Below are 13,107 nucleotides of genomic sequence, written 5' to 3'. Positions count from 1 at the left end.
TTCGCTTATTTAATGACGCCGCAAGCCATACGAGCTCCGCCGCCGCCAAGCGGTTTGGGCTGGTCGGCATGGTTATCACCGCCTGCATGAATCATGAGAGCATGATTTTTCAAGGCATCAAGATCTTTCAGGCGTGGCGCCAGTACCGGTTGATTAGCTGTGCCGTCGCTCATTACATAAAGCGCAGGCAAATCACCGATATGCCCATCTCCCCAGGGTGTACCGTGCTTGCCAGTGTTCTCCGAGTCCCAATGTCCGCCCGCCGCGCCAGCCGGCGTGTTTTTACCATCTACCTCCGCGGCATCGCAACTTGCTTTGGCATGGATATGAAAGCCATGAATGCCAGGCTCTAGTCCTGTCAGGTGGGGAGTAAAGACAAGGCCGTGCGGGCTCGTGGTGATAGTGACGCTGCCAGCACTGTCACCTGGGCCTTTTTCGGTAGTGACCTGCATAGGGACGGTAAGGGTTTCATTGGCATGGGCCATGCTAATAAAGCCTATAGTTGCCACGGTAGCTGCGATCCATTTTTTCATTGAGAACTCCTGATTATGAGCATAAAGAAGCGGGTCTCGTGAAAAGGACCTTTGATTGACGCAGAGGTTTCTTCTGGCAGCCATCATCACCGTTCCAACTCAGCGTCCAAACCTAGAGCTACCCTGGCGATGTAAGGATGGGTGGCAGCTTTACAATATATCTGCATACAAAATAGCAACTTGGCCCGTTGCTTGCTCTGGAGCTTGCATCACGTCTGACTGACGTCAAAAGATTGATAGCAAGGCATTCAAGAGGAACAGCAGTGAAGGTCAATCACGGGCAAATCTTAACCAACATGCGTACCCTGAGCAGGGGCAATTTGGCCGTGCCGATCCTGGTTCTAGCCATGCTCGGTATGATGACGCTGCCGATTCCACCGTTCCTGTTGGACGTCCTCTTTACATTCAACATTGCCTTGTCAATCGTGGTGCTGCTCGTCAGCGTCTATGCGCTCAGGCCGTTGGATTTTGCTGTTTTCCCTACGATTCTGTTGGTTGCGACACTGCTTCGTCTGGCCCTGAACGTAGCGTCTACCCGAGTCGTTCTTATGCACGGTCACGATGGGCATGCGGCCGCAGGCAGCGTGATCCAGGCTTTTGGTGACGTAGTGGTCGGTGGTAACTACGTGGTCGGCGCGGTAGTCTTCGCGATCCTCATGATCATCAACTTCGTAGTTGTGACCAAGGGTGCCGGCCGTATTTCCGAAGTATCGGCACGCTTTACTCTGGATGCCATGCCGGGCAAGCAAATGGCGATCGACGCTGACCTTAATGCCGGCATCATTGACCAAGCCGAGGCCAAGCGTCGGCGTATGGAAGTAGGCCAGGAGGCTGACTTCTATGGCTCGATGGACGGTGCTAGCAAGTTTGTCCGTGGCGATGCTGTTGCAGGCTTGCTTGTCCTATTTATCAACCTGATCGGCGGTATTGCTATCGGCACGCTGCAGCATAACTTGAGCTTTGCCGATGCTGGCCGGATTTACGCTTTGCTAACCATTGGTGACGGCCTTGTAGCTCAGGTTCCTTCGCTGCTACTGTCCGTTGCCGCTGCCATCATGGTGACTCGTGTGTCTTCTTCGGAAGACATGGGTGAGCAAATCAATCGCCAGATGTTCGCATCGCCCAAGGCGCTCGCTGTGTCTGCCATGATCATTATTGCAATGGGCCTGGTACCCGGTATGCCGCACGTCCCATTCCTGGGGCTGGGTGGTTTGGCGGGATGGGGCGCTTATTTCATTTGGAATCGTCAGCGTAAGGCTAAGGTAGCAGTTGAGCAGGAAGCCAAGCGACAGCAGGATCTTGCTCCGATCCAACGCCCGGCTGATGCCAAGGAGTTGGGCTGGGATGATGTCATGCCTGTAGACATGGTAGGCCTTGAAGTTGGCTACCGGCTGATTCCATTGGTGGATCGCAACCAGGGGGGCGAACTGTTGACCCGTATCAAGGGTGTCCGCAAGAAGCTTTCACAAGAGCTGGGATTCCTGATGCCATCCGTTCACATTCGAGACAACCTTGAACTGATGCCCAATGGGTATCGTTTAACGCTTATGGGCGTCAACGTAGCCGAAGCTGAGATCTATCCTGAGCGGGAGCTGGCCATTAATCCGGGGCAGGTATTCGGTAACCTGAACGGGGTAGTTGCTAAAGATCCGGCGTTTGGTCTGGACGCCGTCTGGATCGACGCAAGTCAACGTGATCAGGCGCAGTCCTTGGGCTATACCGTTGTGGATGCCAGTACGGTAGTTGCAACTCACCTGAATCAGGTGCTCCAGAAGCATGCCCATGAACTCATCGGGCACGAAGAGGTTCAACAGCTCTTGCAACTGTTGGCGAAAAGCTCGCCTAAACTGGCTGAGGAGCTGGTGCCTGGCATGATTTCACTGTCTGGGCTGCTTAAGGTACTTCAGCAATTGCTTCATGAACAGGTATCGGTTCGGGATATCCGTACGATAGCCGAGGCGATTGCCAATGTTGCGCCGCGGAGTCAAGATCCTGCCGTCATGGTTTCGACAGTTCGGATAGCCTTATCCCGTGCAATTGTCCAGAACATCATCGGTTTGGAGCCAGAGCTCCCGGTTATCACGCTTGAGCCGAGATTGGAACAGATGTTGCTTAATGGTATGCAGAAGGCCGGACAAGGTGCAGAAGATGGCATGTTCCTGGAACCAGGAATGGCCGAGAAATTGCAAAGGTCTCTGGTAGAGGCAGCACAGCGTCAAGAAATGATGGGTAAGCCGGTGGTGTTATTAGTTGCCGGTGCAATCAGAGCGATGATGTCACGGTTCGCTCGGATGGCCATCCCTACCATGTCTGTACTGGCTTATCAGGAAATTCCGGATAACAAACAAGTCACCATTATCGCAACGGTTGGCCAGAACGGCTGAGGTTTGAACCATGCAAGTTAAACGCTTTTTTGCTGCTGATATGCGACAGGCTATGAAAATGGTCCGTGACGAACTGGGTGCGGATGCCGCTATCCTGAGTAACCGTCGTGTTGCTGGCGGCATTGAGCTAACCGCTGCGCTGGATTACCAGACACCTGCGCCAAGCCTGCCGAATACCGCTCTGGAAGCCGAGCTGCGTAAGACTCAAGTGCGTATCGCTGAGGCCCATGCTCAATTGTCTATTCGTGCGCCGGGTCTGTCTGATGTACAGGCTAAGAGCAGTCAACTTCTTGGCATCGAAAAGCCAGACACCCGTCAAGAGCCTGTTTTGTCGGAGCCTAAGCCAAGCGCTGTAGCCGTCGATCCCACCGCAGCTACTAAGGCCGTTATTGCTGAAGAACGCCGCGCTCTGGAAGCCATGCGCTCTGAGCTGGTTGGTTTGCGAGAGCTTATCGAGGTGCAGCTGGGTTCCATTGCCTGGGGGCAAATGCAGAGCAAGCGTCCAGACGAGGCGAATATCTGGCGCCGTTTGCAGCGCATGGGTTTACCGGCTGATCTGTCCCGTAACCTGATGAACCGTGTAGCGGATGTAAGTGATTCCCGTCAGGCCTGGCGCATGGTATTGGCTTATTTGGCTCAGGCTCTTGATACACCGCAAATCGATCTGTTGGAGCAGGGTGGTGTAGTTGCGCTGGTAGGGCCGGCTGGCGCAGGCAAGACCACCACTTTGGCCAAAATGGCGGCAAGCTATGTGTTGAAGTACGGCGCGCAAAGTCTGGCGTTGGTTACCATGGACAGCCACCGTATCGGTGCGCAGGAGCAGGTCAAGACTCTAGGGCATATTCTGGATGTACCGGTAGCGATCGTGGATCCACGTCAATCACTTGCTCATGCCCTTGAGCCTTTTGCCCGCAAGCGCATGGTTCTCATCGATACGGCAGGTCTTCCGGCCAATGATCCTGCACTGCGTCTGCAGCTTGAAGCCTTAGCCAATCCAAAACTAAACATCCGTAACTATCTGGTGATGGCCGTTACTAGCCAGAGTCAAGTACTAAAATCGGCTTATCACTCTTACAAGCGCTGCGGTCTGTCGGGCTGCATGCTAACTAAGCTGGACGAGGCGGGCAGTTTGGGAGAAGCATTGGGGCTGGCAATAGGCCATCATATCCCGGTAGCCTATCTCTCTGACGGTCCTCGTATCCCAGACGATTTGCAGATTGCCCGTAGCCACCAATTGGTGAGCCGCGCGGTGAATCGCCAATCTCCGGATGAGCCTTGCGAAGAAATCATGGCTGACATGTTTGCTGAGCTATATCAACGCCCAGCCCAGCGTGCCGGCTAGCTAGCAAGCGCAGCAGACTGCTGCGTCAGGAAAGTGTAGGGAAACGCTTTAATACAGTGCTAGCCGGTTCGCTTCATGAAGACCGGCTCCACCAAGAACGCCCTGTGGGCTGGTTGGTTTTTTATAGGTGCGCAAGTAAATGGGTATGCATCCCGTACAGGTAATCGCAGTGACAGGAGGCAAAGGCGGCGTAGGTAAGACCAACGTCTCGGTTAACCTTTCGCTTGCGTTGGCTGACCTGGGCCGGCGCGTCATGTTACTCGATGCCGATTTAGGGTTGGCGAATGTTGACGTTTTGCTCGGTCTGGCACCGAAGCGAACACTGTCTGATGTAGTGGCTGGTGAGTGTGACTTGCGCGATGTGATTCTGCAGGGGCCCGGCGGTATCCGAATCGTACCGGCTGCGTCGGGTATGCAGGGTATGGTGCAGCTAACCGCCTTGCAACACGCCGGACTGATCCAGGCCTTTAGTGAAATCAGTTATGACATTGATGTCTTGGTTATCGATACGGCTGCTGGCATTGGTGACTCGGTTGTTAGCTTCGTACGTGCCGCGCAGGAGGTTCTGCTGGTGGTCTGTGACGAGCCGACTTCTATCACTGATGCCTATGCTCTGATCAAGATGTTCAACCGCGACCATGGAATTACGCGGTTCCGCGTGCTTGCCAATATGGCAATGACGCCCCAGGAAGGACGTAATCTCTTCGCAAAGTTAACCAAGGTAACTGACCGTTTCCTTGAAGTGGCTCTGCAATATGTGGGCGTAGTTCCTTTTGACGAATGCGTGCGCAAGGCGGTGCAAAAGCAGCGGCCGGTTTACGAAGCATTCCCGCGCTCAAAAGCCGCCCAGGCATTTCGGATGATCGCGCAAAAAGTGGATTCCTGGCCGTTACCGGCCAATCCACGTGGTCATCTGGAGTTTTTCGTTGAACGATTAGTGCAACCCACTGTAGGGCCTAATGTATGACAGCGTCCAGCGGTCTCCGCATGTATAGCAAATCTCAGACGCACTCTCAGCAGGAGAAGTTGATCAACCAATATGCGCCTCTGGTAAAGCGCATTGCGTACCACTTGCTGGCTCGTCTGCCTGCCAATGTGCAGGTAGAGGATCTCATGCAGGCGGGAATGATCGGCCTGCTCGAGGCGGCGAAAAAATACGATGCCGGTAAAGGTGCAAGCTTTGAGACCTATGCCGGTATCCGTATCCGCGGAGCCATGCTGGACGAAGTCCGCAAGGGCGATTGGGCGCCCCGTTCGGTGCACCGCAACAGCCGTATGGTGGCTGATGCTATTCGTGCCGTAGAGGCAAGAACAGGTCGTGACGCTAAAGATCCTGAAGTTGCTGCCGAACTTGGAGTAGGGCTTGAAGAATATTACGGCATTCTCAGCGATACGCAGGGGAGCCGACTGTTCAGCTTTGATGACTTGATGGAAGAGGGAGAGCATGGTCTCGAAGAGAGCGGCTCTCATGATTTCGAGCCAGGTCGCGGGTTGGAAGACGAGCGCTTCAGGCGTGCACTGGTGGATGCCATTGCCAGTCTTCCAGAGCGTGAGCGCCTCGTCTTGTCGCTGTACTACGACGAGGAGTTGAACCTTAAGGAAATTGGAGAGGTGCTTGGGGTCAGCGAGTCCCGGGTCTGTCAATTGCACAGTCAGTGCGCGGCGCGTCTACGGGCCCGTCTGGCTGAATGGCGTTCGCGCTGAAAATAACCATGAATGAAATGACGAGCCTTTGAGCGGGCGCGTTGAGGTAAGGACGGAGGTCGACTTGGACAAAGATATGAAAATCCTCATCGTGGATGATTTCTCCACCATGAGACGCATCATCAAAAACTTGCTACGGGACCTGGGGTTTACCAATACCACGGAAGCGGATGATGGCTTGACGGCGTTGCCAATGTTGCAAAGCGGCAACTTCGACTTTCTGGTGACCGACTGGAATATGCCGGGCATGACCGGTATCGACCTACTTCGTGAAGTCCGTGCCGATGCGCGTCTGAAGAACCTGCCGGTTCTGATGGTGACGGCCGAGGCCAAGCGGGAACAGATCGTCGAGGCGGCTCAAGCGGGTGTAAACGGCTATGTAGTGAAGCCTTTTACAGCCCAGGTGCTCAAAGAGAAGATTGACAAGATCTTTGAGCGGGTTAACGGCTGATTACCATCTCGAGGATGTTATGGATCTTGGCAGTAAATCGTTCGGCGACTTCGAGTCGACCCTGAAACAGCACGCCCAAGAGCTGGTGGCTAGTCTAGAAGCTGGCAATTTCAGCAAGGCTGTGCAGCTCATCAATGATCTCAATCAGGTTCGCGATCGCGGTTTGTATCAGGAAATTGGCAAGCTGACCCGCGAGTTGCACAACGCGATCGTCAACTTTCAGATTGATCCGCAGGCGTCCTACGCCAACGAGGTATCGGAAATCGCAGACGCGACCGATCGCCTCGGCTATGTTGTGCAAATGACGGAACGTGCTGCCAACCGTACCATGGACCTGGTAGAAGCCAGTGCGCCGCTTATCGAGACGTTTGGTCAAAGTGCTCACGAACTGCATGCCGAATGGGGCCGATTCATGCGGCGCGAACTCAGTGCGGAAGAGTTTCGTGATTTGGCTAAGCGGGTCGAGGCATTTCTAGGACGCAGCGATGAGGACGCCCACAAGCTGTCTGCGCTTCTCAATGACATCCTGTTAGCGCAGGACTATCAGGATTTGACCGGTCAGGTCATCAAACGCGTCACGAATCTGGTGACTCAGGTAGAAGGCGATCTAGTGAAGCTGGTCCGTATGGCTAGCCAAGTAGACCGTTATGCCGGAATCAGCCATGACCACGAGAAGCTTATTGAAGAAATTCAAAAAGAAAAGTCTTCTAAGGGTGAAGGTCCGCAGATTCATGCCGATAAAAGAGAAGACGTCGTTTCCAACCAGGACGATGTAGATGACCTTCTGTCCAGCCTCGGCTTCTAAGCCAGGCCTTTTTGGAGAGCGCATGAATGAGCTTCGACGCCGATGAAGAAATCCTCCAGGATTTCCTGGTAGAGGCCGGCGAGATTCTCGAATTGTTATCCGAACAATTGGTGGAGCTCGAAAGCCGCCCGGATGACATGGATCTTCTCAACGCTATCTTCCGTGGTTTCCACACCGTCAAGGGTGGCGCAGGTTTCCTGCAGCTGCATGCTTTGGTCGAGTGCTGCCATATTGCCGAAAACGTGTTCGACATCCTGCGTAAGGGTGAACGTCGCGTGGATGCCGAGCTGATGGACGTCGTCCTTCAGGCTCTGGACTCGGTAAACGAAATGTTTGGCCAGGTACGTGAAAGTACTGAGCCGACACCGGCTACGCCTGAATTATTGGCGGCTTTGGCACGGCTGGCTGAGCCAGCGGGTGCTGAGCCGGTAGTAGCTAATACCAGCGAACCTGCTGCGGTTGCCAGCGAGCCGCCCCCCGCAAATGACTTGACGGACGAAGAGTTTCATCAGTTGCTCAATGCGATTGATGAGCCGTCGGCGGCAGCGTCAGTGGCTGTACCGGCATCGGATGAAATTACCGACGATGAATTCGAGGCGCTGCTCGATCAGTTACACGGTAAAGGCAAGTTCGATAACGATACTGCCGAAAGCAAGCCTGTCGCAGCAGCAGTTAAACCTGCCGCTGCGGGTGATGAAATTACTGACGACGAGTTTGAGGCATTGCTTGACCAGTTGCATGGTAAGGGCAAGTTCGATGCAGATGCAGCTGTTGTCGAACCGGCCAAGCCAGTTGCTGCGGTAAAACCGGCCGCAGGCGGTGACGACATTACCGACGATGAGTTCGAAGCGCTGCTAGACGATTTGCATGGTAAGGGCCAGTTTAAGTCAGAGGCGGTAACACTGGCGGCACCTGCTGTAGTGCCTGCACCTGTGTCAAAGCCGGTTCCTGTTGCCAAACCGGCACCAATGCCTGCTGCTCAGCCTGCCAAGGCAGTAGCAACGCCTGCTGCCGAAAAACCGGCCAGCGAGGCGGAAACTACCGTACGGGTTGATACGGCCCGTCTCGACGAGATCATGAACATGGTCGGCGAGTTGGTGCTGGTGCGTAACCGTCTGGTACGCCTGGGGCTGAACAGCGGCGACGAAGCCATGGCGAAAGCTGTATCCAATCTGGATGTAGTAACGGCCGATCTGCAAACGTCAGTTATGAAGACGCGGATGCAGCCGATCAAGAAAGTATTTGGCCGTTTCCCACGGCTCGTACGTGATCTGGCTCGTAACCTCAAGAAAGAGATTAACTTGGAGCTCGTAGGGGAAGAAACCGACCTCGACAAGAACCTGGTGGAGGCGCTGGCTGATCCGCTCGTGCACTTGGTGCGCAATGCGGTGGACCATGGAGTGGAAGAGCCTGACGAGCGTGAGCGAAATGGCAAGCCCCGTGCGGGCCGCGTCATCCTCTCGGCGGAGCAGGAGGGCGACCATATCCTGCTGGCGATCTCTGATGACGGCAAGGGCATGGATCCCAGCGTGCTGCGTGCCAAGGCTGTTGAAAAAGGTCTCTTGGATAAGGACGCTGCCGATCGGCTGACGGATCTTGAATGCTACAACCTGATCTTTGCGCCGGGTTTCTCGACAAAGACCGAGATTTCCGACGTGTCTGGTCGCGGTGTAGGCATGGACGTGGTGAAGACCAAGATCACTCAGCTCAACGGCACGGTGAATGTATTCTCCACCAAAGGGCAGGGCTCGAAGATAGTCATCAAGGTTCCGCTAACCTTGGCGATTATGCCAACGTTGATGGTGATGCTGGGTGATCAGGCTTTTGCCTTCCCGTTGGTCAACGTTAACGAAATCTTCCACCTGGATCTGTCACGTACCAACGTAGTGGACGGGCAGGAAGTAGTGGTCGTGCGTGATAAGGCACTGCCGTTGTTCTACCTCAAGCGCTGGCTGGTAAAGAATGCGGTGCATGAGGAACAGCGCGAGGGTCATGTAGTCATCCTGTCTGTAGGTAACCAGCGAATCGGTTTCGTGGTGGATCAACTGGTCGGGCAGGAAGAAGTAGTCATTAAGCCGTTGGGCAAGATGCTGCAGGGTACCCCGGGCATGTCGGGCGCAACAATTACAGGGGATGGCCGAATTGCGCTGATCCTGGATGTGCCGAGCATGCTCAAGCGTTACGCCCGTCGCGGTTTGTAAGTGGGCAAAACCCGCCGTTAGGAGTGTTTACATGGCTGTAAGAGTGCTGGTGGTGGATGACTCAGGGTTTTTCCGCCGCCGTTTGAGTGAGATCCTGGCGGGGGACCCCAATATCATGGTCGTCGGTACGGCGACCAACGGGCGAGAGGGTGTAGATCAGGTAATGGCGTTGAAGCCCGACGTCGTTACCATGGACTATGAAATGCCGTTTATGGACGGCATTACGGCTGTAAGGCATATCATGCAGAAGTGCCCTACACCCGTCCTGATGTTCTCTTCACTGACGCACGAAGGCGCACGAGTGACCCTCGATGCGCTGGATGCCGGTGCGGTAGACTATCTTCCAAAGAATTTCGAAGACATTTCCCGTCATCCGGAAAGTGTCAAACGACTGCTATGCGAGAAAATCCATACGATTGCCCGTAGCAATCGACGGCTCTCGTCGCCCAATACAATACCTATGCCGACGCCGGCGGCTCCAGTACAGCGTCCGGCTACGCGCAGTCCGTCGGCTGCAGCGCCAGTGGCACCGGTTGCATCCAGTGCCCCGCCACGCCGTAAGGCTTACAAGCTTCTGGCAATCGGGACGTCGACTGGGGGGCCCGTTGCATTACAGCGTGTCCTGACCCAGCTCTCGGCTAATTTTCCGACGCCTATTGTTCTTGTCCAGCATATGCCGGCGGCGTTTACCAAAGCGTTTGCCGAGCGCCTCGACAAGCTTTGCAAGATAAGTGTCAAGGAGGCCGAAGATGGTGACCAGCTGCGGCCTGGTCTGGCTCTGCTAGCGCCTGGCGGCAAACAGATGATGATTGACGCGCGGGGTACTGTGAAAATCCTGCCCGGTGACGAGCGCTTGAACTACAAGCCGTGTGTGGATATCACATTTGGTTCGGCTGCCAAGGTTTATGCCGACAGGGTTCTAGCTGTCGTGTTGACCGGAATGGGGGCCGATGGTCGTGAAGGGGCTCGTCTGCTAAAGCAAGGCGGAAGTCAGGTATGGGCTCAGGACGAAGCCAGCTGCGTGATTTATGGAATGCCCATGGCGGTGGTTAAGGCCAATCTGGCAGATGCCGTCTACAGTTTGGATGACATGGGCCGACATATCACCGAAGCGTGCATGTAATGGCGCGTCACCTGCGCAGAGCAGATGTACGTATCGAGCGAATCAAATAGGCAGTAGCGGTATCGCCTGCCTCATGGAGATGATGTGTGGATGTCCTCAGCCTAATCGGCATCCTGCTGGCCTTTACTGCCATCATTGGAGGTAACTTCCTCGAAGGCGGGACCGTGGGAGCCTTGCTCAATGGCCCGGCTGCCCTGATCGTACTGGGCGGGACATGCGGCGCTGCCATGCTGCAAACGCCTATGCGTGTGCTAAAGCGTTCTATGAGCCTGCTGAGTTGGGTATTCATTTCACCCAAGATCGATATGCCCGCAGGCATCAACCGCATCATTGGCTGGAGTCTTTCTGCGCGCAAAGAAGGTCTACTGGGACTGGAGCCGCTGGTAGACACCGAACGGGACCCTTTTGCGCGTAAAGGCCTTCAATTACTGGTAGATGGAGCCGAACCTGAAGCTATTCGCAGCATTCTTGAAGTAGATATGTATGGTCAGGAAGAGCGCGATCTGCAGGCTGCCAAAGTGTTCGAAGCGATGGGCGGTTATGCGCCTACGATTGGCATCATTGGCGCGGTGATGGGCTTGATCCATGTGATGCAGAATTTGGCTGATCCGTCGCAACTGGGTAACGGAATCGCCGTGGCGTTCGTGGCCACTATTTATGGTGTTTCCTTTGCCAACTTGCTGCTCTTGCCAATGGCCAGCAAGTTAAAAAGCATAGTGATCCGTCAAACGCGTTACCGAGAGATGCTGCTTGAAGGGCTGCTTTCTATTGGTGAAGGCGAAAATCCCCGGTCCATCGAATTGAAGCTGCAAGGCTTCGTGGAGTAAGCGATGCGCCGCCGTCGTCAGGAAGAGCACGAGAATCACGAACGCTGGCTCGTATCCTATGCCGATTTTATCACCTTGCTATTTGCCTTTTTTGTTGTGATGTATTCCATCTCTTCACTCAATGAAGGTAAGTACAAGATTCTTTCGGAAACTCTGACCGGTATCTTCAATGAGCCGTCACGCTCGACAAAGCCGATACCCGTCGGCGATCAAGTGCCGCGCAGCGCGACGCCGGCCATTGAGCAGAACAACCCGGCCACAGGCACTTCTTCAGATCCGAGTGGTGAGAATGCACTTGAGCAAATTGCCGATAGTATGCAGGCCGCCTTTGGTGATCTGATCGGTTCGGATCAAATGACAATTCGCGGTACGGAAACTTGGCTGGAAGTCGAATTAAACTCCAATCTGTTGTTTCCAAGTGGCGATGCTATTCCCAGTGACTCGGCCTTCAACCTCATTGCCAAGGTTGCCAAAATTCTGGCGCCTTACCGGAATCCTGTACAGGTCGAGGGCTTTACGGACAATCTTCCAATCCATACGGCTCAGTATCCAACCAACTGGGAGCTATCAGCTGCACGATCAGCGAGCATTGTACGTTTACTGATTGGCGATGGCGTGGCGCCAGAGCGTCTGGCCGTTGTGGGCTATGGGAGCTACCAACCTGTTGCCAGCAATGCGACACCTGAGGGCCGGGCGCGTAATCGTCGTGTCGTCCTGTTGATTTCTCGTCATGTCGATATCCGGCGTGGTAGTAGCGGCTTCCAGAATACCTCCTCCGTTGAAAGTGGCACGCAACGTGCACCGGCTTCCGTCAAATAACGTCTTTAGCGGTAGCCGTCAAATCTTCGCCATCGATGCGTGGTAAGTGCCGGAAGCCTGGAGGGGAAGCGTGAGAGTTTGGGCGATAGCCAATCAGAAGGGCGGGGTCGGCAAGACCACTACATCCGTTTCGCTGGCAGGTCTTCTGGCTGATGCGGGCAAGCGCGTGCTGATGGTGGATCTTGATCCCCATGGCTCGTTGACGAGCTATTTCGGGCAGGATCCTGACACGCTGGAGCATAGTGCCTACGAGTTGTTCCTGCATCAGGGGATCGTACCTGAAGGCTTGCCCCGGCAGTTGCTGTTGCCTACGAGTCACGAGCGGATCGCCTTGTTGCCAGCCAGTACCGCACTGGCTACGTTGGAGCGTCAGTCGCCTGGCCAGAATGGTATGGGGTTGGTGATTGCCAAAAGCCTGGCGCAGCTGTGGAACGAGTTCGATTATGCCTTGATCGACAGTCCGCCCTTGTTAGGCATTCTGATGGTCAATGCTCTTGCTGCAAGCCAGCAATTAGTGATTCCGGTACAAACCGAGTTCCTGGCGGTAAAGGGGCTTGAGCGCATGGTGAATACCCTGACCATGATCAACCGCTCCCGCAAGCAGGCCTTGCCTTACACGATTGTTCCAACGTTGTTCGACCGGCGTACCCAGGCTTCGCTGAGCACGCTCAAGTATCTGCGTGAGCATTACTCTGCCGCGTTGTGGCAGGCATTTATTCCTATAGACACGCGCCTGCGAGACGCCAGCCGGGTGGGGGTAACGCCATCGCAGAACGATCCGGGCAGTCGCGGCGTCATTGCGTACAGGGCCCTGCTCAAACATCTTTTGTCGAATCAGCCTGCCAGTCATGTGGCTTGATGTTCTGAAACGCGAAACTCAAGTTTTGATGTCAACCAGCCGATAGTTTGATCAACCAT

The 13,107-nt window shown here is 54.7% G+C and carries 12 protein-coding genes; 11 read left to right on the top strand and 1 reads right to left on the bottom strand.

Annotated features, from left to right (window positions below; translation table 11 throughout):
- Positions 1–5: 5 nt before the first annotated feature.
- Positions 6–533, bottom strand: coding sequence for a superoxide dismutase family protein (sodC, locus tag IQ22_RS12305; RefSeq protein ID WP_145142169.1), 528 nt, complete (start codon positions 531–533; stop codon positions 6–8).
- Positions 534–829: 296 nt separating this feature from the next.
- Here sodC and flhA point away from each other — a divergent pair, with 296 nt between their 5' ends.
- The 11 genes from flhA to IQ22_RS12250 all read left to right on the top strand — a co-directional run bounded on the left by flhA (position 830) and on the right by IQ22_RS12250 (position 13,048).
- Positions 830–2,917, top strand: a complete 2,088-nt coding sequence (gene flhA / locus IQ22_RS12300) for a flagellar biosynthesis protein FlhA (RefSeq protein WP_145142247.1) — start codon at positions 830–832, stop codon at positions 2,915–2,917.
- Between the two features lie 10 nt (positions 2,918–2,927).
- Entirely contained in the window at positions 2,928–4,259 is a 1,332-nt protein-coding gene (gene flhF, locus IQ22_RS12295; RefSeq protein WP_145142167.1) for a flagellar biosynthesis GTPase FlhF, read from the top strand.
- Positions 4,260–4,398: 139 nt separating this feature from the next.
- Positions 4,399–5,226 (top strand): flagellar synthesis regulator FleN, encoded by an 828-nt coding sequence (fleN, locus tag IQ22_RS12290; protein WP_167654171.1) that lies wholly within the window; start codon positions 4,399–4,401, stop codon positions 5,224–5,226.
- On the top strand, positions 5,223–5,963 hold the full coding sequence (fliA, locus tag IQ22_RS12285; protein WP_145142164.1) for an RNA polymerase sigma factor FliA: 741 nt from the start codon (positions 5,223–5,225) through the stop codon (positions 5,961–5,963). The genes fleN and fliA overlap by 4 nt, the downstream gene beginning before the upstream one ends.
- Positions 5,964–6,039: 76 nt before the next feature.
- Positions 6,040–6,414 carry a chemotaxis response regulator CheY gene (locus IQ22_RS12280; protein ID WP_173869067.1) on the top strand — a complete coding sequence of 125 codons (375 nt, stop codon included), beginning with the start codon at positions 6,040–6,042 and terminating at the stop codon, positions 6,412–6,414.
- A 19-nt stretch (positions 6,415–6,433) separates the two neighbouring features.
- Positions 6,434–7,219, top strand: coding sequence for a protein phosphatase CheZ (locus IQ22_RS12275; protein WP_145142162.1), 786 nt, complete (start codon positions 6,434–6,436; stop codon positions 7,217–7,219).
- 26 nt (positions 7,220–7,245) lie between these two features.
- Positions 7,246–9,420, top strand: a complete 2,175-nt coding sequence (locus IQ22_RS12270; RefSeq protein WP_145142160.1) for a chemotaxis protein CheA — start codon at positions 7,246–7,248, stop codon at positions 9,418–9,420.
- 31 nt (positions 9,421–9,451) lie between these two features.
- A complete protein-coding gene (locus tag IQ22_RS12265) occupies positions 9,452–10,543 on the top strand; it encodes a protein-glutamate methylesterase/protein-glutamine glutaminase (protein WP_145142158.1) in 1,092 nt (363 codons plus the stop codon).
- An 86-nt stretch (positions 10,544–10,629) separates the two neighbouring features.
- Positions 10,630–11,370, top strand: coding sequence for a flagellar motor protein (locus tag IQ22_RS12260; protein ID WP_145142156.1), 741 nt, complete (start codon positions 10,630–10,632; stop codon positions 11,368–11,370).
- Positions 11,371–11,373: 3 nt separating this feature from the next.
- Positions 11,374–12,189: a flagellar motor protein MotD gene (gene motD, locus IQ22_RS12255; protein WP_145142154.1), complete on the top strand. Its 816-nt coding sequence runs from the start codon at positions 11,374–11,376 to the stop codon at positions 12,187–12,189.
- 70 nt (positions 12,190–12,259) lie between these two features.
- Positions 12,260–13,048: a ParA family protein gene (locus tag IQ22_RS12250; protein WP_145142152.1), complete on the top strand. Its 789-nt coding sequence runs from the start codon at positions 12,260–12,262 to the stop codon at positions 13,046–13,048.
- The last annotated feature ends 59 nt before the right edge of the window (positions 13,049–13,107 follow it).

It is taken from the genome of Pseudomonas duriflava (genome assembly GCF_007830155.1).
GTDB lineage: Bacteria > Pseudomonadota > Gammaproteobacteria > Pseudomonadales > Pseudomonadaceae > Chryseomonas > Chryseomonas duriflava.
This window is presented reverse-complemented; position numbering and strand designations above follow the sequence as displayed.

Bases quoted from the DNA above. Each gene is read 5' to 3' on its own strand.
- sodC (WP_145142169.1), bottom strand. From the start codon at position 533: ATGAAAAAATGGATCGCAGCTACCGTGGCAACTATAGGCTTTATTAGC.
- flhA (WP_145142247.1), top strand. From the start codon at position 830: ATGCGTACCCTGAGCAGGGGCAATTTGGCCGTGCCGATCCTGGTTCTA.
- flhF (WP_145142167.1), top strand. From the start codon at position 2,928: ATGCAAGTTAAACGCTTTTTTGCTGCTGATATGCGACAGGCTATGAAA.
- fleN (WP_167654171.1), top strand. From the start codon at position 4,399: ATGGGTATGCATCCCGTACAGGTAATCGCAGTGACAGGAGGCAAAGGC.
- fliA (WP_145142164.1), top strand. From the start codon at position 5,223: ATGACAGCGTCCAGCGGTCTCCGCATGTATAGCAAATCTCAGACGCAC.
- IQ22_RS12280 (WP_173869067.1), top strand. From the start codon at position 6,040: ATGAAAATCCTCATCGTGGATGATTTCTCCACCATGAGACGCATCATC.
- IQ22_RS12275 (WP_145142162.1), top strand. From the start codon at position 6,434: ATGGATCTTGGCAGTAAATCGTTCGGCGACTTCGAGTCGACCCTGAAA.
- IQ22_RS12270 (WP_145142160.1), top strand. From the start codon at position 7,246: ATGAGCTTCGACGCCGATGAAGAAATCCTCCAGGATTTCCTGGTAGAG.
- IQ22_RS12265 (WP_145142158.1), top strand. From the start codon at position 9,452: ATGGCTGTAAGAGTGCTGGTGGTGGATGACTCAGGGTTTTTCCGCCGC.
- motD (WP_145142154.1), top strand. From the start codon at position 11,374: ATGCGCCGCCGTCGTCAGGAAGAGCACGAGAATCACGAACGCTGGCTC.